Here is a 23,198-nt window from a genome sequence, read left to right on the forward strand (position 1 = left end):
CGATGACGACCATCGCCGAAGACGCGGTCACGCTCCGTCCCGCCATCCCCAGCGACGCCAATACGGTCGCGAGGATTTGGTACGAAGGCTGGCGTGACGGCCACTTGGGCAACGTTCCCGACGCGCTCGTGGTGGCGAGGACCGAAGCGTCCTTCTACGAGCGCGCCGCGGAACGCGTGGGCGATACGGTGGTCGCCGTCGTCGAGGGCGAGGTCGTCGGCTTCGTCATGGTGGTCGACGACGAGGTGGAACAGGTGTACCTGTCCAACCACCGCCGCGGCAGCGGCATCGCTGGCTTCCTTCTCGGCGAGGCCGAGCGACTCGTCGCCGCCAACGGGCACGAACGCGCCTGGCTCGCCGTCGCCCCCGGCAACGGACGCGCGCGCAAGTTCTACGAGCGCCAAGGCTGGGTCGACGACGGCCTCTTCGAATACATGGCCGGCGGCGCGGCCGAGCCGATCCCCGTGCCGTGCCAGCGCTATGTGAAACGCGTGGGCGGGGGTGTTCGATAGAGAGAATTCACATGAAGGCGGGAAGGCGGGAAGGTTTTGTGATGGTGAGCGGTGCGCTCGTTAGTCCGGGGGATCGAACAGGGACGAGAGCGTATGCAAGGGGGCGCGGGTGAATTCGTCGGGGGTGCCCGTTGCGTTCACGGCGCGGGCCCAGGTGAGGGTGCGGATCACTTTGTTGATTCGGCACGAGAGTTCGAATGCAGTAGCGAGATCGGCGCGCGGGGCGAGATCGCTGAATGCCTCGAGGTAGGCGTCGCGGACGCGCGTGATTCTTGGGTCGCTCGCGTTGGTGCGCAAGTGATCGCCAAGAGAGGTCAATGTGATCCGCATGCCGCCGAATGGGTGCGCAACGACGCTGTCTCCCCAGTCGTAAAATCGAGCGCGATCGCTTTCGAGGTGCGGGGCCAGAATGTTCCAAGGGTGAAGATCGTTGTGATCCAGCGTCGGCGAGGCGGGTGCACTGGCAAGCTGCTCGCACCACGAGACGAAGGTGTCGCGGCACTCCGAGATGCGCGACACCGTGTGTCGCTCAGCCGCGCTACCGCTGCGGTCGACCAGAGCCCGCACGACCGAACAGGCTTCGTCGAAGCGCGTCGGCATGATGGCGGGGCGCATATCCGTGACCCCGACGGCCAACAGCGCATCCACGTGCGGCGCAAGGTCGCGCTGGAGCTGCCCGTACTCCGGCACCACCGCCACCAACGCTTCGGGCAGATTCTCGCGGGCGACATCCCCCAACAAAGGCCCCCCATCTGGAAGCGCGATCCAACCACGCGATGCATCGACGGCGATGGGCGTCAGCACCCGCTCCGGCACCACACGATGAAGAAGCTCGTACAACGCGACTTCGAAAGCGGTCCCCGGCCCCGCCGCTTTGAGCCACACGATCCCGCGACTCGTCGGCACCTTCAGCGCCGTCGCCCACGGTCGCAGGTGAGGCTGTTCGACCTCACCGGTTCGCTCGATTCCCACCGCAGCGAGCCGCTCGTCCAACCAAGCCACCGCCTGCGCGCGCCAATCCGCAGATCCCCAAACCTCAGGACCACCCGGCTCGAGCATTCACGAGATCCGAAAAATCAAAACAGGAAGACACAAAGGTAGGAAAGGCTTTCGGATTGGGTCAACGGCACCCAACCAAAAAACCTCCCCGCCTCCCCGCCTCCCTGTTCAATCCTCTTAGCCGACCGCGATGCCCAGCGTCTTGCGCAGCGTGAAGTACTGCTCGCTCACGCTGAAGACGATGAGCTCCTTCAGCTTGTCCGCCGGTGCCAGATCGCCCGGCAACTGCGGCTCGGCGCTGATGATCTTCTTCGCGATCTCCAGGTCTGCGCAAAGTAGCAACCCCGCGCGCGTCGAAGTCACTTCGACCATCTGCATCCACCGCTTCAAGTCGGCCTTGGCGCCGTCCTCGATGAAGCGCTGCACCACCAAGCGCAGCGCATCGCGCTGGACCGGCTGCATGAACTTCACCAACTCTTGCGCCGTCTGCCCGACAGCTTGCGCCATCTCCGCCGGAACGGAGAAGTCGTTCATCACGATCTTGATCGCCGCGAAGAGCATCACCTTCAGCTCGTTCAACGTCGGGAACAAGTTCTTGATGTAGTGCTCACCGCGGTAATACGAGAGGTGCTTGCCCACGATGAACGTGAGCTCCTGCGGCGTGAAGCCCGTGAGCACCGTCTGACCGGCGACGCTTGCCGGCGGTGAAGCCGGAACCGCCACCAGCGCACCCGCCACGTCGTTGCGCACGTAGAGCTCGGGCAGATTCACACCGAGAACCTGCGCCGCCCAGCCGAACGTCTTGGCAAACGTCACGGTGCTCGTCGCCGGATCCTGCTTGAACCGCTTGTCGAGCACCGGCAGCTGCCGCGAAGCCCGCAGTTGGTTCGTCTTCGCGACGATCGCGGCCGGCGTGATCATCTCGAAGATCTTCCCGATGTAGATGTTCTCGTCCTTGTGGAAGAGATTCTTCACCCACTGCTCGTTGTCGAGCCGGCTCTTCACCTGGATCATCCCGCGCGGGCGATAATCCTCGAAGAAGCGCTGCTCTTCCTCGTCCGCCTTGTGCAGGAACGCCAGGGCCGCGCACATGCACCACGCGCGATCGTACTCGTGCTGCTTCAAGTACAGCTTGTACAAGGAGCGGTACGGGTCGACCCGCATCGGATCCTTCTGCAGCACGATGGCATGCTCGCCGATGGCCGCCTCCATCTGGTCCGTCGCCTCGAAAAGCTCGGCCAGAATCTGCCGCTCCACCGCCTCGTCGGGCTTGTAGCGCGTCGCCATCTTGAACGCCTCGATGGCGCTCGCCACATCGTTCAAGCGATCCCGGTAGATCAACCCAAGGTTGTGCCACAGGTTGTATTCGAGGTCCGGATTGTTGGCGTTCGCGCTCGAGAGACGCCGCAGCATCTTTCGGAATGCTCGCTCCAGCGCCTTCCAATCCTTCTTCGCCGTGAGGATCTTGTTGATGCGCTCGAACGCTTCCAAGAACGTCGGATTCAGATCGAGCGCCTCGTTGAACAGCTCCACCGCGCGATCGTGATCGCCTTCCTTGTCGCGGTAGATCTGCGCCATCGTGTAGATGAACTTGCTCTTGCGGACCGGATCCTTCTCCAGCTCGGAAATCTGCTGGATGGTATCGATCATCTTCGACCAGTTCTCGGTCGACTGGTACAGCGCGAGCAACTTGTGCAGTAGCGGATGGCTGTCGGGCTTGATGTCCCGCGCCTCCTCCAATGCCTCGATCGCCTTGTGCGGATTGCGATCCTGGTCGTTCCAGATGTCCGCAATTTCGCCCAGCATCTTGAAGCGCTCGTCGCCCTCGTACACGTTGTCGAGGATCTGCCGCTTGTACGCGACGACCTGCTTCCAGTCCTTGAGCTCCGCGTACAGGCCCACCAACGCTTCGAGCGTCGGCCGATGCCCCGTGTCGACACCGAGCGCCTTCTCGAAGTTGTTGATCGCCTGCTTCGGCTGCCCCTGCTCGCGCTTGATGCAACCGAGCTTGTAGTAGACGTTCGCGCGCTCCTCGGTCTCGCTCTCGGAGAGCGACGTCAGCACCTTCTGGAAGTTGGTGAGCGCCGCACCCCAATCGCGCAGACGGAAGGACACCTCCGCCAAACCGCGAATGGTCACTTGGTCGGTCAGATCGAGCTGGTGGGCCGCCAAGTACGCCTTGAGCGCCTTGTCATCCTTGCCCAATGCCGAGCAGACCTGGCCGAGCTTGTTGTTCAGATCGTGCTGCTCCATCCGATCGCGCTTGCTGGCCTTGCGCACCACCAGATCGAGCAACGGCTCCGCCTTGTCCCACTCTTCGCGCGCGATGTACTCGTCGATGAGCGGCATCGCGGCATCTTCGTTCTCGTCGTCCGCCTCGCGCGCAGCCTCGAAGGCCAGAATCGCGCTCTCGTGATCGCCGAGCTGGTTCTCGCGCAGGTTGCCGAGTTCCACCAGCAAACGCGCCCGCTGACGCGCCGCCTGGGTGTAGCTCTGCTCCTGATCGATGTAGCGCGCCGCCTTGTCGTAGTCGGCATTGTCCATCGCAATCGCACGCACCGACGCGAGCGACGGCAAGTGCGACGGGTCGATGTCGATGGCCATCTCGTAGCGCTCTTGCGCCGACACGCGGTCGCCGAGCTTCTCGTCGAGGGCCTTGCCGATGCGGTAGTACGCTTCCACGCGCTGCCGCGTGTCCTGCGTGAGCTCCGCCACGCGCGTCATGTATTCGATCGACTGCTCGGCGTCGTTCTCCTTGTCGTAGAGCTTCGCCAGCGCGTCGAGCGCCTCGATGTTCGTCTCGTCGAGGTCGACGATGTTGCGGTACGCGTCGATGGCGCGCTCCGCATCCTGCACCTCGTCGGCGTACACCTGCGCGATGAACCCGTAGAGATCGACCTTGGTCTTGCGGTCGTTCGTCGCCGAGACATGGCGCTCATAGGTGTTGATCAGCTCCAGCCACTGCCGCATCTTGCGGTAGTTGCGCTCGAGCGCGAAGTACGCCTCCTCGTGGTTCGGGTCGATCTCGAGCACCTGCTCGAGCCGCTGCGCCGCGATGTCCGCCTTGACGAAGTGCTCCTCTTGCAACTTCGCCAAGTGCATCAACACATCGATGCGCTCGCGTTCCGTCGACACCACGTCGAGCTCCGCCTCGAGCACGCGGACCAACTCGGGCCACTGCTTGAGCGTCTCGTAGACGCGCACCAAGCCGCGCATCGCCTGCAGATTGCCCGCGTCGATGTCGAGCACCTCGCGGTAAACCTGCGCCGAGCGCGAAGGATCGTTCAGGCTCGTCTCGTAGAGACCGGCCATGCGCAGCTTGGTGTTCGCGATCTCCGTCGGATCGGAGAGCGCGGGCACCTTGCGCGACAGCACGTCCACGAGATCGCGGTTCTGCCCGCGCGAGCCGTAGATGCGCTCCAAATTCTCGAGGGCCGGGATGTACAGCCCATCGACCTCGAGGGCGCGCTGGAACTGCGTGATGGCTTGATCCGTCTGCGCCATCTGCTGATCCAGCAGCTCGCCGAGCTCCGTCATGATCTCCTTGCGGTCGACGTCGTTGATCGCGACATCGAGCGCACGGGTGAGCGATTGCCCGAGGCGCTGCCAATCGGAATTCTTCCGATACAGCTGCCCCATCTGACGAAGTGCGCCCACGTTGTTCGGGTCGAGCGCGACGATCTGCGCGTAGTAAGGCTGCGCGTACTCGGGGTGCCCGAGGTCGTCGCCGTACCACTTGGCCAGGTGCAGGCAGAGACGGATCTTCTCCTTGTTCTCGGTCTGCTCTTTGAGCCAGCCATTCGCCGTTTGAATCAGCTCGCCCCAGCGCCCGGTGGCTTGCGCCATGCGCTCGAGGTACTTCGCCGTCTCGCGATCGTGGAAGTCTTCCGCGAGCGCGTTCACCAAGGCCACGAAGGCCTGGTTCTTGTCGTCGAGGTGCTCTTCGAAGACCCGCGCAATCTTGCGCAGAAGCTCCGTGCGATCCGGCGTCTCGCTGCGCGTCTCGAACCACGAGAGATACAGCTCGATGAGCGGCTCCCACCGCCCGCCGGCCGAATGGCGCTTCTCCAACTCGGTGAAGGCCTCCTGGCTCGTCGGCTCGACGTCGAGGATCTTCTGGTACGCCAAGGTCGCCGAATCCGGCTCCAGCAGCGTATCCGTCCAGATCGAAGCGACCGTGCGGTACTCCTCGATCTTCTCGTGCTTGTCGTCGAGGGCGTCGGCGCGGAGCATCTTCACTTCGATGACGTCCGGCCACTTCTCCTCGGAGCGGTAGATCGCTTCGAGCGCATCCATCGCCTCGAAGTCGGCCCCCACCTCGAGCAGCTTGCGCCATGCATCGGCGGCGTCGTACGGCTGCTGCAGCTCCGAGCCGTAGGTCTTACCGAGCTCGCGGAAGATCTCCTTCAGCTCGTCGGAATCGAGGAGCTGCGAGGCGCGGTCCACGATCTGGTGGAGCGCGGCCACGAGCTCGTTCGCATCGTCCTGGCGGCGGCGGATGGCCGCAATCGCACGAAGCGCCGCGAGGTTCGCGTAGTCGATGTCGAGAACGCGATTCCAATCCTCGAGCGCCATCTCGTCGCGCCCGAGCTTGTCGGTGAAGACACGCGCGCGCCGCGTGAGGATGTTCACGCGATCGTCGTCGTTCGGCGCAATCTCGTACTCGCGCTCGAGGATCTCCACGAGGTCCCGCCACTGCTGCTGGTTCTCGTAGAGGTTCGCCAAGGCGCCGAGCGCCTCCGGATCCTCGCCGCGCAGGTCGAGCACGACCTTCCACGTGTTGATCGCACGCTCCGGCTGCCCCAGCTTCGAGCTCGCCAAGTGCGCGATCTTCGCGCGGATGTCCGCCTCCTGCACATCGCCCGACGCGTTCTCGAGCTCGCGCTCGTACACCGCATTGAGCTCCGCCCAGTTGCCGAGGCCCTCGTAGATGCGGCCGAGCGCGAAGATCGCGCCCTCGTGCGCCTTCTCGAGGTCGTCGAAGATGCGCCGGTACGCGCGGATCGCGTCCGGGATCTGCTCGAGCCGCGTCTCGTAAATCTCACCGAGGCGCGCGTAGAGCTCGACCAGCTCCAGGTTGTCCGTCGTCGCCTGCACGCGCATCTCGAGGACCTGCGCCAACTCGCTCCACGCTTCGAGCGAGAGGTAGATCCGATCGAGGTTCGCCAGCGCATCGACGTCGAGCGGCTCGACGCCGAGCACGTACTTGTACGTCTCCTCCGCCTTGCCGACGTCCGCCAGCTCGTCCTCGAAGGTCTTCGCCAGCCGCTTGCCGACCATGCGCTGGACGTTCGGGTCCTCGTGCACGCTGAGCACGTCGGCGTACGCGTTGGCCACGACTTCCCAGCCGCCATCGACGGTGGCTGCCAGGCGCGGGATCTCCTCGCCCGTCTTCTCGTCGAGCGGGTACTCCTTCAGCGAACGGATGTAGACTGCAAGGGTCGTCGCCGTGTCGAGCAGCTTCTCCTCGTGCAGCTCCGCGATGCGGTAGTACTGCGCCAGGCGCTCCTCTTCTCCACCGTGGAAGAGCCCCGCGGCATCCGCCACCGGCTGCGGCGGAATGTGCGAGAGCTGCGCCTCCATCACGTCGGAGAGCTTGTTCCACTCGCCCATCTGCCGGTAGAGCGGCTCGAGGATCTCGGCCACCTCCACCTGCTTCTCACCGCGCGCGAAGATCTGCTCCAGGGCCTCGAGCGTATGCTCGTGCTCCGGCGCCGCATTGATGACGTCTCGGTACGCCGAAATCGCCGCATCCAAGTTGCCGAGCCGCGTCTCCTCGACCTGGCCCAAACGGTACTTGAACTCGAGGATCTCGTCCGGCGTCTGGCCAATCTCGGCCTCGCGCTCGAGAACACTCGCGAGATCGTGCCAGCGCTCCGTCTGCAGGAAGAGCCGATCGAGCGAGCGGATCGCCGTCTGGTTCTCCATGTCGGCGTCGGTCACGCGCCGGAAGCGCGCAATCGCGCTGTCGACGTCGTCGAGCTGCATCTCGTAGATCTGCGCCGTGCGCAGCCCGAGCTCCACCAACCGATCCGGCGTCTCGATCAGCTTGTCGAGCTCCGCATCGTAGAGGCGCCCCACCTCCGGCCAGCGATTCACGACCATCGCGAGCCGCTCGAGGTTCTGCAGCGTGAGCTCGTTGCCATTGTCCAGCGACAAGGCCCGCGCGTACGTGTCGAACGCCGAATGGTGATTGTCCAGCGCGTCTTCGTAGAGGCGCGCAATCCGGTGGAGCAGGTCCACCTTCTGGAACGGGTCGCTCGCGTGCTGCACCTGCACTTCGTGCACGCTGATGAGGCGCGGCCAATCGCTGACCGCCTCGTACACCGGCTCGAGCACCGCGGCCGCACCGAGCGGATCGCGGTCGCCCGACTTGAGGCCCTCGAGGGCCTGCAAGGTCGGCGTGTGATCGGGCATCTGCTGCAAGATCTCGCGATAGAGCTCGATGGCCCGCTGCACGTCGTCGAGGCGCTTCTCGTACAGATCCGCGATGCGGTACTGGAAGCTGATGGCCTCCGCCGAGTCGGCGGTCATCTCGCTTTCGCGGGTCAGGATGCCGAGCAGCTCTTGCCAGTTCTGCGCCTGCTCGTAGAGGACGTCCAAACGCGAGAGCGCTTGCAGATCGTCCGGATCGAGCTCGAGGATCTTGTTGTACGTGTCGATCGCGTTCTCGACGTCGCCGAGCTCGTGCTCGTAGACCGCGCCGACTTGGTAGAAGATGCGCTTCTTCTCGTCCGCGTCGACGACCAGGTCGGCCTTCTTCGCGTAGATGCGCATCAAGTCGGCCCAGCGCGACAGGCCCAGGTAGCGCTTGATCAACGCATCGAGCGCGCGAACGTCGTCGCTGTCGAGGTCGATGACCTTGTTGTAGACGGCAATCGCCGCCTCGGGCTGCTCGAGGACGTCTTCCTCGATGGCCGCGGCCTGGAAGAGCGCTTCCTTCTTCTCGGCCAGGTCCTCGAGGATGTCCGCCTTCTTCTGCAGGATGAGCGACAGATCCGCGTAACGCTCCGTCGCGCGGAACAGGCGCTCCAGCGACTCCGCCGCGGACAGGTGACCCGGCGCAATCTCCAGCACGCGTCGGTAGAGCGACACCGCCGTGTCGACCTCTCCGAGATCGTACTCGTAGACGCGCGCGCTCATCATGTAGAGCGAGCTGGGAAGCTCGGTGAGACCGCCCTCCTCGGACGGCGTGGTCTCCGCCGCCAAGTTCTGGAACACCTGCGCGAGATCCTCGAACCGCCCCGTGGCGCGCGCCACGCGGTCGAGTCCCTGCTGCGTTTCCGCGCTGCCCGGATCCTCTTTGAGGGCCCGCGCCAAGGTCGCGAAGGACGAATCGAGATCGCCCGCCGCACCTTCGTACAGCTCGGCGATCTGGTGCAGCAGCTCCACCCGGCGCATCGCATCGTCGCTGCGACGCACCTGCACTTCGTGGACGCCAATGAGCTTCTGGTAATCGCCCAAGTGCCGGTAAAGCGGCTCGAGCAGATCGGCGATGGTGAGCTCGTACTTCGGGTCCTGGCCGAGCCGCTCCAACGCTGCGAGCGCCTGCTCGTTCGTCGGCTCGCGCTCGAGCACCTGGCGGTAGCCCTCGATGGCCACGTCGATCTGGCCCATCTCGGTCTCGCGCAAAGACGCGAGCCGGAGCATGAGCGCGAGCTGCGCCTGCTCGTCCGTGGCCAGTGCGAGCTGTGCCTCGAGGTTCTCGGCCAGCTCCGTCCACATGCGCTGGCGGCTGAAGAGCGCATCCAACGCGGCGAGTGCGCGCAGGCTCGACGGATCGAGCTCGAGCACCTTGCGGAACGAGGACACGGCCTCGTGCGGATCGTGCAGCTGCTCGTCGTAAATGCGTGCAGTCTGCACGAGCAGCGCTTCGCGCTCGTCGGGAACGACGGCCAGGTCGATGCGCCGCTGGATGACGTTGATCAAGTCCAGCCAGCGCTCGGTGCGCGTGAAGAGCTGCTCCAACGCGGAGAGCGCCTCGGCGTCGGCCGCATCGAGCGTGAGCACCTGGTTGTAACCGCGCGCCGCCGCGTCGACTTCACCGAGTCGCTCGTCGATGGCGCCGACCTTCATCCAGTATTCACGCGCGAGCGCCGCATCACTGAGCTCTGCGGCAATGTGCTCGTAGAGCATGACCAACTGGCGCCACGACTCGGAGACGTCGGCCACCTGCTCGATTTCGAAACGCGTGTCGCGCAGCGCGGGATCGTCCCGCAGAGCGGCCGACAGCGCCTCGAAAGCGCGCGGGTGGTTGAAGAGCGACTGCGTGCTGATGCGCGCAATCTTCCTCTTGAGTTGGACGCGGCGCTGAATGTCGTTCTCGCTCACCGCGAGAATCTCGAGCGCCTCGATGAGCTTCTCCCAATCGCGCCGCTCCTCGTAGATGTTCTCGAGGATGGCGGCGGCATCAGCCTTCAAGGTGAAGTGGCCGAGCATCGCCTCCAGCGCGAGGCGTGCACCCTCGTGCTGCGGATTGATGAAGAGGATCTCGCGGTAATTCTCCAGCGCGCCCGCCGCATCGTCGAGGTGCTTCTCGAGCGCGGTGCCGAGCCGGAACTTGAGATCGATGAGCTGGGCCTCGGGGTTGTCCAACTCGATGCGGCGGCGCAACGTATCGACGTACGGCTGCCAGCGTTCGAGGTGCCCGTAGAGGACGTCGAGGGCCGCCAGGGCACGCGCGTCCGTCGCCTCGTCCTCGAGAACGGCGTTGTAGGTATCGATCGCGCGATCGACGTCCTTGATCTCCGTCTCGTAGAGTTTGGCGATCTCGTAGTTGATCGTCTTCTTCTCTTGGTGATCGTGCGCGAGATCCCGCTTCTTCTCGTAGATTCCGAGAAGCTCGTTGTAGCGCGACGTCTCACGATAGAGCCGCTCGAGGGCCGACAGCGCCTCTTGGTTCTCCCCGTCCGCCTCGTACACGGAACGGTACGCCGCCAGCGCGTCGTCGATGCGCCCCACCTCGTCGATGAGGATGCGACCGAGCTTCAGGCGCAGGACGATGACCAATTCCGCATTGTGCTCGAGGCTCGCCGCGTCGATGGCGCGCGTGTAGCTCTCGATCAACTTGTCCCAGCCGCCGGTGATCTTGGCGGCGCGCTCGACGTCCTGCGCCGCTTGCTCATCGTGCGGTGCGAGCTCGAACGCCGACAGGTAACGCTGGAACGCGCGCTCGGGATCGCGAACCCGGCCCTCGTAAAGCGCAGCCACCTCGCGGAAAAGCTGCAGCTTGATGTCCGGATCTTCGACGTGACCGAGCTTGACCTCGATGACGTTGGCGAGCGCCTTGCTGTTGTTCGACGCGGTGTAGATCGGAATGAGCGCTTCGGCGGCTTGGAGGTTGCTCGGCTCGAGGTCGAGCACCTTCTCGTAGGCCTTGGCGGCGCGATCGTTCTTCTGCTTCTTGTCCGCCCACAGCTGGGCAATCTTGAAGAGCAGACCAATCTTGGCCGCCGGCTCCGGCTCCTTGCCTTCTTGCTGCTCGAGGACGCGAATGAACTCGTCCCACTTGCCCGTCTCGGCGTAGAAGACCTCGAGATCGTCCCAGCGACCGAGCGCGAGGTACTTCTTCTTGAGGGCCTCTTGCGCCTTGCGATCCGACGGGTCGATGGCCAAAAGCTGACGCCAGGCCTGGACCGCGCCTTCGTCGTTGTTCAGGCGATCGCCGAAGATGGTGCCCAGCTTGGTGAGCGTGGCGACCTTCTGCTTCGGGTCGTACGTGATCTCCGCTTGGCGCTGGAGCACGTCGGCGAGCTTCTCGTAATCCTTGGAGCGCTCGTACAGCATGGAGAGCGCGCCGAGGGCCTCGGCGTTGGAGTCATCGCTCGCGAGCACCTCGTTCCAGAGAACGATGCACACGTCGGGCTTCTTCACGCGCTCGGTGGCGAGCTTCGCAATCTCCAGGTACTTCGCCGCGCGGGCGCTGCCCGGCGGAAGGGCCTCTGCCTCACGCCGCTCGAGCCCGAGGAGCTTTTCCCAATCGCGGCGCTTCTCGTACATCTGCCGCAGGTAGTCGACGGCCGTCGAGTTCTCCGGCTGCAGCAGCAGCACTTGCTCGTAGGCCTTCACCGCCTCCGCCTGATTGGCGAACTTGGTGACGTAAAGCTCGCCGGCCTTCATGTAGAGCGAGACCTTCTCGTCCGCATCGGGAACGGCCGCGGCGAGCTGCAAGAGCGTCTTCACGTACTCGTTGAAGCGCTTCGAGCTCTCTTGCTTCTGCGCGAGGGCGCGCAGCTCGGCAATCTTTCCTTCATCCGCAGGCGGAGGCTGCGATGCGGCGGCGGCCGGCGGCGGCACGCTCGTGAGCTTCGCCGGCGGCGGCTCGGTGGCCGGCGCAGCGGCCTCGGGACGCGTCGAAATGCGCGGCGTGCTGATGTCCGTGACCACGGGTGTGGACGGCGGAGGCACCGGCAAGCGCGCACTCGCGGGCCCCACCGCGGAAAGCTGCTGCGACGACGTGCGCACGGCCGGCGGGGCCGGCGACGCCTGCTGCAGCGACGGCGACGACGGAACGGGCGGCGGCGGCGCAGGCGGCGCAACCAAGGGAGGCGGCGACACCGATTCGACGAGGCCGATCTCCTCCTCGTCGACCATCGAGACCTGCTCGGTCGTCTCGCCGACGGTCACCTCGGGATCCGCCGACGGCGCATCGCTGGTCGCGGGGCGCGCCGGCTCGGTGACGACATCGGTCGGCGGGGGCGGCGGAGGCGCGATCTCGGGGAGGCCGCGATCCAAAAGGCTTACTCCCTCCGATGCAGGAGGACGCTCCGACACGTGCGGAGGAGGCACGATGGAAGCCACGTCGTCCTGCGGAATCGCCTTCGGCTTGTGAAGCGATTCACCAATCTGCGCTTCGAACGCGCGCAGCTGCGGGTGTTCCGGCGCAATCGTCACCAGGCGCTCGAACGACGTGCGCGCGCGGATCAAATTGCCCATCTCGCGCCAAGCAATCGTTCCCGCCTGCACCAGCAGGAACGTCGCATTGCCGTTCTCGCCCGCGTGCGTGGCCGCTTCCTCGGCCAAGGTGAGCACGCGATTCCAATCGCCGCCCTTTTTGCCGTACGCATCGCGCAGGAAGTGGAAGGCGCCCTCGTTGTCCGGATCCAACTTGACCGCGGCCTCGAGGAATCGCGCACCGATGTCGATGTTCTGGTGGCGCTGCACCCAGCGCTTGCCGAACATCATCGCGTACTCCGCGCGCTCGCGGCGATCGCTCACCTGCGAGAGGACCTCTTGCTGGATCGACTCGAGCTCGTCGAGCTTCCCCTGCTCGGAGAGCAGGCCCTCGAAGACGGCTGCCGTCGGCTTCGACAGCGGATCGGCCGCGTACGCGCGCCCGAGCTGAAGCTCCGCCTCGTCCGGGGCAAAGCGCTTGGTGATTCGCGCAGCGCGCAAAAAGAGGCGGGCCTTGGCCTTGGAGTGCGTCTCCGCTTGGCCTGCGCGAAGCAAAGCGGCAACTTGCGCTTGCCACGAGCCGCTCTCGGCCTGCACGTCCTCGAGGCATGCGCTCGCCTCTTTGTTGGCGCCGCCGCTGGCCGCGAGGCTACGGGCGTAGGTGGCCGTCGCCTTGTCGTAATCGCCCACGTCGCAAAGCACGTCGCCCAGGTCGCAGAGGAGGAGGCTCGCCGGCATGCCCTGCTGCACGGCCTTGAGCTCCAACTCGATGAGCTTCTGGACCATGTTCAGCTTGCCGAGGTCCCAATAAATGCCGCGCGCGGCCTCGAGGCTTTCGGTCAACTGCGGGTTGAGCTTGTAGGCATCCTGAAAATGTTTGAGCGCCTTGACGCCCAGGAGGAACTTGCCGTCCAGGATGCGCCCCAAGCGGAGATGGAATGCAGCCTTTGCGACGTTCTGCCCCGCAGAGGCGATGCCCTTCTCCAGCTCCTCGATCAGCCCCTGCCAATCCCGGTTGGCCTCGAGTAGCGAAATACGCGTTTGCAGATCCATGAAAATCCCTCGGCTATTACAACCGGCATGCGGCCGCCTCTCCCCCATACACTAGGGAGGCTCGAATTTCCGCCGACGCGGAAGGAAGCGAGGGCCCTTTGTGGGAGGACGACACGGACAGTAAAGCTATCAGACGCAGAAGGTGCTGTGAGCCTTGATCCAACGGCGCGACAAACGGCGAGCCTACCTCGAACGGAGGAGACTCCACCGTAGAGATCGTCGGTCTAACTCCATACATGTCGCGCAATGTCGCGCGTTCTGGCTTGCTTCCGAACCTCAGGCTTCAGCTCCCGCCAAGCTGCTTGAGGATTTCTTGAGCCTGGGCGCATTCATCGGCGTAGCGATTGGCCGCTGCGCCTTTGCAGGTCGTGTTTTGGAACTTCTGAAGTTGCTGCACGGCTTCGTTCTTTCGCGGCGGCTGCGCCTTCGAATAGGCAAAGCCGAGGTTGAAGAACGCAATCTGCTGGCCCTTTTCGTTGCAGGCGCCACACGCAGCTTTTGCGGCGTCGAAGTCGGCAATGGCGCCGTTGAAGTCCCCTCGAACTTCCTTCACCTCGCCCGCGAGCGAGCGAATGATGAAGAGCGTCTTGTCGCCCGGCTTGGCGAACGAGACGGCCTCTTTGAGGACGGCGTCAGCTTGCTCGAAGAAGTTGAGTCGAATGTAGAGGTCCGCGAGCGGCCCGTAGAACACCGTCTCGTCGGGCTTCTTTTGAATCGCCTCGGTATAATTTTGAAGTGCCCCCGCCTCGTCGTCGGTGTGCAAAAGCACCTGCGCCAACTCGAAATGCGCTTCCGCGTAATTGGGATCGAGTTGGATGGCCGTCTGGAGCGGGCCCTTCGCATCGGCCCAACCCGTGGGGCCTTTCACGGCCTGCTGCTCCAGCGCATAGCCATGCAAAAAGAAGTAATTGGCGTGTTTCGGCGCGAGCTTCTCGGCGCGCGCGCACGTCGATGCGACCTTGTCCCACGCTTCTTTCTTCTGATAGGCCGTCGCCAGCTTCCAGAGGATGCGATGGTTCGTCGGATCGAGATTGGTGGCTTGCTCGTACTTCGATATCGCTTCATCGATGTTCGTCGCGCGCGCCTTGTCCCCTTCGTTGGACAGATTCACCGCCTCGATGTTGTTCCGGCTGCAGCCTGCGGAGAGAACCGTGGCTACCGCGCCGACCACGAGCCCCACGAGTACCTTCATGCGCATCGTCATCGTAAAACCTCGAATGTGCCACGTTCCCGAAGGAAAACGGCCGCGAAAAGAGCCCGCCACATCCGCCTAAAAACCTTGATCAAAGTGTAGCGGGGCATGAAGCAAAAAGTCCACTCTGCTGGGGTTCGGATGTCGGCGGCGGAGAGAGCGTTGAGGCGGGGGAGCGCCGAGGAGTCTTCGAGCACGAGCGCGTGCGCGTGCACGACCACGATCACGATCACGTGCACGAAAGACGAGCACGACCACGACAACGGAAACGTGCACGTGATCGTGCTTCGTGGTCGTGTACGTGATCGTGCTCCTGCACGCGCACGCGCTCGTGCTCGAAGCGCCACAAAGCACCGCGGCCGAGATCCGTCCTTCGGACCTCGGCCGCATGCTTGCGCGCTTACATAACCGTGTCAGTCGCCCGGGCTGAAGATGATCGGGTACACGACGGTGACGATGCCGCCCTCGGGCTGAGGGAAGGACAGATTTCCGAACCCGCGGACGACGCATTGAACGACGCCCTGATCCGGAAGCTCCGAACCTCCATCGGAGGCCGTGGCGACCGCGCCTTGGCGGTCGATGACGAACTTGACCGAAACGCGACCCGACAAGTTCGGGTTGGTGCGCATCCCGTTCTCGTAGCAGAGACGGAAGCGGCCGAAGTTCTGGCGAACGATACGCTGAATGACCTCGGGCGGCAGACGCCCGTTCACTTGCGTGGTGCCCTGACGGATGCTCGGTGCCCTCGTCTGGTGCGAACCACCCAAACGACCGTGACCATTGCCGAAGCCCTGGCCTGTGCCGGTTCCCGCACCATGGCCCAGGGTCCCGATGTTGCCGAGACCGATGCCTTCGCCGCGGCCGCCGCCGCCTTCACCAACGCCCGAGAGACCCAGGCCGCCGGCGCCGAACGAATCGCCGATGGTGTCGCCCCACATGTTGCCGCGGGCGCTCATCGGATCCGTCCCGAGCGAGTCTTCCCTTCCCCACGGCGCCGTCGGCGCGTTGGGATCCGCGCCTCCGCCCACGTTGAGGAGACCGATCATGCCGAATTCCGCCGCCTCGTGCAGCGCCGCTTGGCGCGCGATGTGCGGATCCGGATTGTCCTGCGGACCTTGCACGCCGTAGCGGTGGCCCGTCTCCTTGGTGGTCGGGTTCCCCATGGAACCTTCTTCACCCTTGGCGCGCGTGCCGGTGCCGCCTTCTTTGTTGTCGGCGTTGTCCTGCACGGCTTCGGTGTCGCGCTGCTCTTGCTCGCGCTCGGCCGCAGCGTTCAGCAAGTGCTGCATCTTCAGGATTTGATCCCGATCGATCGCCTCGCTGTCGTCCGCGCCCATGCTCGGCATGAAGAACGCGAGCGCCGCCACGATGCCCATGTGGATCAAGAACGAGAGACCCACGAAGGCGTACGCCGCCGGCTCGAACTGCGCGAAGGCGCCCATCGGCGGAGCCTTGCCGGCATTCACCGCGCTCACTTGGAAGACGAGGCCCGAGCCCTCGAGCTCCATCTTGGCCTTGGCGCCGGCGGGAAGCTCGAACTCGTACCCACCGCTGATCTCGCTCGACGGACGCGCGCGTCCCGATTGGATCAAGTCGGCGATGGTGAGCTTCGGCTGACCCGGAATCTCCACCGTGCCCGTGGTGCGCGGCAGAATCACCAACGCGGCGCTACCCCCGCGCGCGAGCACGATCGGCGCACGCGTGGTTCCCAAGGTCTCGCTCGGGATGAAGTAGTCACACCCGATGTTGCCCATCTGTTCTTCGCCCACGAAGAACGAACGCGGCGGCGTGAGGTGCGAGACGTGGAGCACGTTGGTGTCCCACAGGATCATCACCTCGATGGCCGCGAGGTGCGCAACCTCGACCTCGTCCGGATTCACCTCCGGACCGCTCTTCACGAGCTTGTACGTGTACGTGCCGGGCGGCGCATTCGGATCGACATCCGCGTGCCCGTACGGCGATTGCGCGGACACCGCGAATGGGCTCGCACCCGGCGGCGGCCCCGCGGCAAACGGCGTTGCCCCGGGCGGTGCCGCAAACGGATTCGCCGCGAACGGATTCCCCGCAGCCGATGCCTGGGCAGCCGCAGCCTGGGCAGCCATCGCGGCCCCCGTCTGCACGTCGCGTCCTGCGATGCCGCCACCAGAAGACGGAGGACCGCCGAACGGATTGTGGCCGCGCGGATCCGAAGACGCGGGCGCCGTGTAGCCCGGATCCACCGAGGGCGGCGCCGGCGCAAAGCCCGTCCCCACCGCGGTCTGCACGCGCGGCACGGGTGCGGGGGGCGGAGGCGGCGGAGCGACTTGCCCGATCTGGCTCGTCGCGCCTGCACCCGCGAGCTCGGCGCTCTCGAGCAGAATCAAAGTGGAGCCGATCTGGATCTGGTCGCCCGGGCGGATCTTGCACTTGTTGACCCGCTGCCCGTTCACCATCGTCCCCGGCTCGTTGCCGAGATCGATCAGCGTGATGTCGCCAGGCGAGGCCACCTCGATGACCGCGTGCATGCGGGACGCAAGCTCGTCGTCCACGCGCAGGTGGCTTCGCGGGTCCTTGCCGATCTTGACGACGATGTCTTGGACGATCGTGTCGCGACGAACGAGCTGATCGCCTTGGTAGAGCGCAAACGTGAGCGCAACCTTGGGCTTACCTTGGCTTTCCATGGTTTACAGATTCTCCACCGACTTCAACATCTCAGGCACAAACGATGTACGGGGTCGAATCAGCGTTGTTCGCACCGGTCCAGGTCGCACGCGAATGGTGGCATCCTGGGGACCGAATCCCCCCGCGCTCAACGGATCGTCGGAAAACTCGTAGCCGTAGCCTTCGTTGCTCGTGGTCGCCTTGGTGCCAGCCTTGGCATCGCCGCCCGCCGGCGGAGCGCCACCGGCAGGCGCTTGCGCAAACGCAGGCACGCTCAGAGCGAGCGTAACGAGCACCGCGACGCAACCGACCATCACCGACTTCCGCTTGCTCCCGTTCATGGGTGTGTCTCTCCGATAAAAACCGCGAGCCCTGCGCTCAATGCGGTGACGTTGGCGATTACAGTGACAGTGTACCCCCCGCCAGTCGTGACGGTCAATCTCTCCGCTCAATGTTTTCTGATCTTCTTTGCAGAGCAAAAACGACTCTTCCTATTGGAACGGACAACGAGCGAAGGGCCAAGTTCCATAAAAAACCCCGCCGCGTCTTGGAGCTTGGGCTCTCGAGTTGGGGAGGCGGGGTGAAAGCTCACTTCTTCGGTGCCTCAGCCGCGGCAGGTGCGCCCGCTGCGGGAGGTGCGGCCGCCTTGTCATCGGCGGCGCCCGCCGCCAAGAAGGCGATGGTGTCGTCGATATCCTGCATACGCTCTTTGGCGCGCTTCACGGCGCCGTCGTATTCGGAACGCCCCGTCGCCTTCGCGACGAAGTCGCCGTAAATGCTCTTCGCCTGATTGAGCGCGCCAATGGTCTTGTCCTTACCGCCGCCGCCCTTGGCCTTGTATTCCTGGGTCAAAATGCCCTCGTTGTAGAAGGCATCCGGCCGATTCGGGTCGATCTTCTTCGCCGCGTCGAGCTCCGCCTGCACCGCGTTCACCTGCGCGTCGTAATTGGCGTCGGTGATTTGACCACGAAGTGCGAGCGCCATTCCCAAGTGGGCGTCGTAATCGTTCGGGCGCATGTCCAGCGCACGACGGAGCGCCGCCTGCGCTTGCTCGAAGCCGCGGAAGGAGAGGTTGACGAACGCGTAGTTCATCTGCGCCTCGAAGAACTTCGGATCGAGCTTCGCCGCTTGATTGAACTCGCTCACGGCGCCGTTGATCTGACCGAGCTCGTTCTGAATGAGCCCCGCCGTGTTGTGGATCGGCGCGTAATTCGGATTCTTCCGAACCGCCTGCGAGCACACCAGCGCCGCAAGCTCGAGCTGCTGCACGTCGGCGCGCTTTCCGAGCGCCGCGTTGGTCGCAATCCCGCGCCCCTTGCCCCGGCCCGAGCTCACCTTCGCGCCGCCGGCGCGCTTCTTCGCCTGCTGGAAGTAGTAGAGCGCGAGCTGGTTGAACGCCGGCATGTACGCGTCGTCGATGGCCAGAGCGCGCTGCAGATTCTTCTTCGCGCACTCCATGTCGTCTTTGCAGCCATCGCCCGCCGCCGCGCCGTCGCGCTGCATTTGGAGCATGGCCAGGTTCACCAGCGCCGGCACGTTCTGGAACTGCGCGTCGAGAACCGACTGCTGCAGCGACGAAATCGCCGCGTCCTCGTTGCCGTCCGCCTTGAACTGATAGAGCGCCAACTGCACGCGCGCGTGGTGGAACTTCGGATCGTCGGCCAAGGCCTTCTCGAACAGGGCCTTGGCCTCCTTGTCGTTGCCGCAACGCTGCCACGAGAGGCCCGCGTTGAAGGTCGCCTCCGGGAACTTCCCGCCCTTTTGCTCGGCGGCGGCGGCCTTGAACAGGTTCGCCGTCTCCTGGCAGGCCGCGTCGTTCCAGTTGCCCGCTTTGTCGTGGCCGTTGAAGACCTCGATGGCTGCGAAGAACTTGTCCTGCGCCTCCTTGTTGACCTCCGCCGGCTTGCCGGGGCTCACGGGGCCTTTCGCGCTGTCGGGAGACTTTGCTCCTTCGCCTTTGGCCCCGCCGCCGCAACCTACCGTGACGGAGCCCACGACCAAGGCGGCCAATGCCACCAGCGTTTTCACTTTTCGATTCATCGTGGTCCCCATCACTTCTTCTTCCCACCGGGTAGAGGCCGAACCGTCGCGCCCTTCGGCGGCTTCGCCCCGCCACCACCGCCGGCGCCTGCATTGGCCGAGGCCTTCACCCCGCCTTTGCCGCCGCCAGCCTTGTCGCCCTTCTTCGCGTCCGCCTTCTGATCATCCGACGGAGCCGCCACGCTGCTCGCGGCCACCTTCTCCGCGGGGCCCGTGTTCTGCGGGTGCCAGATCAACCCGCCGATGGTGAGCGGCGGCGGCTTGTCATCGAGACCACTGTTCGACAGGGTCGGCGCACCGCGCAGCTCGTCGACGACGTGGTATTCGGCCTTGTAGTTCTTCGCGAGCCACTCCTCGCAGCTACGCGAGTATTGGTCGAAGTACTGGAACTTCACCGAGTAGGTGAGGCACGTGACCAGCGCGGGCTTCGCGCGCTGCACCTTGATGGGCTCACTCTTCGCGTCGAGTGCGTCGAAGTACACGCCGCGCATCTCCGCGTCCTTCTTCCACGACTCCGGAATGGGAGCGGCGCGGAACGAGTCGACGAAGTCACCCCACATCAGACCGACGCGCGAGCCGGCCGCGATGACCCACTTCGGCGGAGCATCGGGCTGCAGGTCGACGATCTTCTTGTACTCGGCGGCCGCCTTCTCGATGGCCGGGCCCTTCTTCTCGAGCCACTCCTTGACGCGCGTGTTGATGTGGCGAACCACGTCTTCTTTGGTGCCCGAGCCGCGGTAGACGGGGAACTTGATCTTGTCGACCGTCTCCTTCTTCAGCTCCTCGGCCGCCGCGAAGTACGCCTCGCCCACGGCATTGAGGGCCTTGCCGACGCGCTTTTGCTTCTGCGCCTCGTCCTCGTTCGGGTACGAATCGTTGATCTTGCGCACCGCGTCCGCGGGGTTCTCCCAGATCTTGCGCACCTTCGCGTAGTCCGCGTGCGAACGATCCTTGTTCTGGTGGCGCACCTTCAAGTACGCCCGGGCCAGGGTCGCGTGCGCCTGCACCTGGATGTCCGGCGCCGCGTTGCGATCGATGTAGCCGATCGAGTCTTCGAGCGCCTTCTGCGCTTTGTCCCAATCTTCCTTCTCGGCGTAGTGCGCGCCGATGGCGAAGGCGATGGTCGCGGCCTGCGTCGGCTTGCTCGCACCGTAGTTCTTGCGGAACATCTCCGCGTCCTTGATGCCCGCCTCCTCGTCGCCCAATCCGAGACGGAGCACGGTGGCGTCCGAAAGAGCCTGGTCGGCCTTCTCGTACTTGGGATTCTCCTTGGCGAACTTCTCGAACCACTCCGCGGCTTGGTCGTAGACCGCGATGGCCTGGTAGTTCCCACCGATCTCGTACGTGGCCTTCTTCGCCAGGTCCGACTTGTCCATCTTGTAGCGCGGGTCGAGCAAGGTCATGCGCGCCTTGATGGCCTTCGCCACGAGACGGGCCGCCTGGAATGCCTTGGCCGAGTTGTAGAGGATCTCGTCCAGGCGCTCGCACTGGCCGGGTTGTCCTTGGCTCAACTGGGCCTCGCCGAAGCGCCGCCACAACTCGAAGTACGTGTTGCCCGCTTGCTCGTAGGTCTGAACTGCGTTGGGTCCGCCTTTGTCCGCAAGCTCCACGAGCTTCTGCGCCTTCAAGCGCTGGATGTCGCAGCTCACCTTGGTGAGCGACACGCACTGGTCGGCGTTCTTCTTCTCTTTCTCACCCGTGCAATACAGCTCGACGAACTTCGGCACGTCGTTCTGCATGTCGTCGTAGCAGGCCGGACGCGGCGGATTGGAGTGCGAGCCGATGACGTTGATGGCCTCGAGGTAAAGCTGCGCGGCGTAAATCCCGACGTCCTTGTCGGCATTCTGCAGCGCAATCTCGCGGAACGCGGCCGCGGCTTCCTCCCAGTGCTGCGCCTCGAAGTAGGTACGCGCGCGGGCGTACTTCACCTCGACGAGCTGGTCCTGGCCCTGCGCGTCGACCGGCTTGATGTAGCAGATGTACCGATTGAAGGCGGTGATCATCCCCTTCTGGTTGTCGGTCAGCGGCTTGGGTCGAAGGCGCGCATCGTCCTCGGCCTTCTTCTGGGCCTCGCTCTGCTTCGCCTGGCCGGGCGCATTGCCCATGCCCTTCTTGTCGGTGTCGCCCTTGTGCGTCGCCTCGTAGATGTTCTGGTAGCAGAGCACCGAGGCGTAGGCGGCCTCCGGAGCATCGGGTCCCGTGGGGTTCTCCGCCACGACCGCATCGAACGCCGGACCGCACTCCGCCCACTTCTGTTGGAAGTAGAGGAGGTCCGCCATCGCGTAGCGGATCTTGTAGAGCGTGGGCCAGTCTTCCTTGACGATGCGGGGGAACTCGAAGGTCGAGAAGTCCTGCGCGTTCCAGGTCTCGCCAATCTTCTTGTACAGGTAGGCGGCCAAGGTCATCGCCTTCTGGTCGCCCGTACCGCGCTGGCCTTGCGAACCGACGGCCTCCAAGTGCCAGGCCATGCCCGTCTCGGTGAGCAGCGCTGCGGTCTTGTTCGCGCACTCCTTCTTCGACTCGGCGGTGTGGTTCGCGTTCTTGAACTCGTTGTAGTTCTTGAGTTGGTTGTCGAGCTCCGTCTTGACCAAGTCCTTGTTGCCGGACTTCATCGCGAGCGTCGCCTCGGTGATGTGCGCCTGGTAGACGCAGTGCTTGTCACCGTTGCGATCGCGGCTCATCAAGTCGCGGTAGAGCGTGATGGCCTCGGGGTAGTGGCCCGTGTCCAGGTAGTTGACGCCGAGGTCGTCCATCATCTGGAACGTCTTCGTGTCCGAGCCTGGCGTGTCGCCCGAGATGTTGTGGAAGTAATTGTACGCCGCCGCGGGATTGCCCTTGAGCGCGTAGACCGGAATCGTGTCCTTGCGCGCGGCATCGGCCAGCTTGCTGGCGCCCGGCTGCTCTTTGTACGTGTTGCCCCAGTCGATCGTCTTCTTGAAGGCGTTCAGCGCCTTCTCGAACTGCGACTGGTTCCAGAAGACGTACCCGAGCTTGTACCAGGCATACCCGTACACCTTGTTCTTCTCGGGCGGGTACTTGATGACTTCCGTGTACGCCTGCGCGGCCAGATCCCACTTGCTGGGATCGCCCATCGCCTCGTTGAAGAAGAGCTCACCGAAGGCGAGGTACGCATTGGGAACGTACTTCGAATCGGGGCGCTTATTAATCAGCTCGAGATAGACTTTTCGCGCATTGGCGTTGTCGTTCGCCTGCTCGTACTCGTAGGCGAGGTAGTAGAGGACCTCGTCCAGCTTCGAGTAGTTCGGGTACTCGTTCTTGATGAGCGAGTAGTAATTCTGCGCCTTGCCGCGGGCGCCGTTCATGATCTGCGCAGCGGAGTTGGCTTGCGTCTGCTTTTGCCCCGCGCCCGCCGGATTCGTCTTCTTCAGCGTGTCGCGGTCGATCTCGGCCTGCGTCTTCTCTTTGAAGGCGGCGCTTTCGAGCTCGACGTAGTCCTCCGACAAACGGCGCGCGAGCTCGACCCGGTCGGGCGAGCTCTTTGGCGTCGACGCGAAGAGGCTTTCCAGCCCCTGGATTTCCGTCACCAACAGGGCGCGCGCACGCGCCTGCAGGCGGCTCTTTCGTTCATCGCGGGGAATCGATTCCGTCGGGGCCCCCGGCTTGATTTCGCCCTTCTTTTTCCCATCGACGGGGGCGACGCCGCGGAAATTGACATGCGGCTGATTGCCGTGCTTCCCGACGTCGAACTCCTTCGGGCCGGCCCCCGGACATGCGGTGAGCTCTTTGCGTGCAGCATCGTTGATGCACGCGCCGCCCGCAGTCTCTGCTGCCGCCACGGGCATGGCGCTGGAGTGCACCACGGCGATGGACAGCAGCCCGAGCCCGAACGCGATGACCTTATTCATGAG

Annotated in this window: 8 protein-coding genes; 1 reads left to right on the forward strand and 7 read right to left on the reverse strand. The window is 64.4% G+C overall.

Annotated features, from left to right (window positions below; translation table 11 throughout):
* Positions 1–2: 2 nt before the first annotated feature.
* Complete coding sequence (locus tag LZC95_35760) at positions 3–512, forward strand: GNAT family N-acetyltransferase (GenBank protein WXA91795.1); 510 nt, start codon at positions 3–5, stop codon at positions 510–512.
* A 60-nt stretch (positions 513–572) separates the two neighbouring features.
* Here LZC95_35760 and LZC95_35765 read toward each other — a convergent pair whose 3' ends face one another.
* From LZC95_35765 to LZC95_35795, 7 genes are all read right to left on the reverse strand, one after another.
* The gene (locus LZC95_35765) at positions 573–1,571 is read right to left on the reverse strand and encodes a hypothetical protein (protein WXA91796.1); all 999 of its coding nucleotides are present in this window, start codon (positions 1,569–1,571) and stop codon (positions 573–575) included.
* A 117-nt stretch (positions 1,572–1,688) separates the two neighbouring features.
* A complete protein-coding gene (locus LZC95_35770) occupies positions 1,689–13,457 on the reverse strand; it encodes a tetratricopeptide repeat protein (protein WXA91797.1) in 11,769 nt (3,922 codons plus the stop codon).
* Positions 13,458–13,740: 283 nt separating this feature from the next.
* Complete coding sequence (locus tag LZC95_35775; protein WXA91798.1) at positions 13,741–14,661, reverse strand: tetratricopeptide repeat protein; 921 nt, start codon at positions 14,659–14,661, stop codon at positions 13,741–13,743.
* Positions 14,662–15,062: 401 nt separating this feature from the next.
* Entirely contained in the window at positions 15,063–17,309 is a 2,247-nt protein-coding gene (locus LZC95_35780; protein WXA91799.1) for an AgmX/PglI C-terminal domain-containing protein, read from the reverse strand.
* Between the two features lie 3 nt (positions 17,310–17,312).
* On the reverse strand, positions 17,313–17,630 hold the full coding sequence (locus tag LZC95_35785) for a hypothetical protein (protein ID WXA91800.1): 318 nt from the start codon (positions 17,628–17,630) through the stop codon (positions 17,313–17,315).
* 247 nt (positions 17,631–17,877) lie between these two features.
* Complete coding sequence (locus tag LZC95_35790; protein ID WXA91801.1) at positions 17,878–19,329, reverse strand: hypothetical protein; 1,452 nt, start codon at positions 19,327–19,329, stop codon at positions 17,878–17,880.
* Between the two features lie 11 nt (positions 19,330–19,340).
* Entirely contained in the window at positions 19,341–23,195 is a 3,855-nt protein-coding gene (locus tag LZC95_35795; GenBank protein WXA91802.1) for a tetratricopeptide repeat protein, read from the reverse strand.
* Between the last annotated feature and the right edge of the window lie 3 nt (positions 23,196–23,198).

The organism is Sorangiineae bacterium MSr12523 (genome assembly GCA_037157775.1).
Taxonomy (GTDB): Bacteria; Myxococcota_A; Polyangia; order Polyangiales; family Polyangiaceae; genus Pendulispora; species Pendulispora brunnea.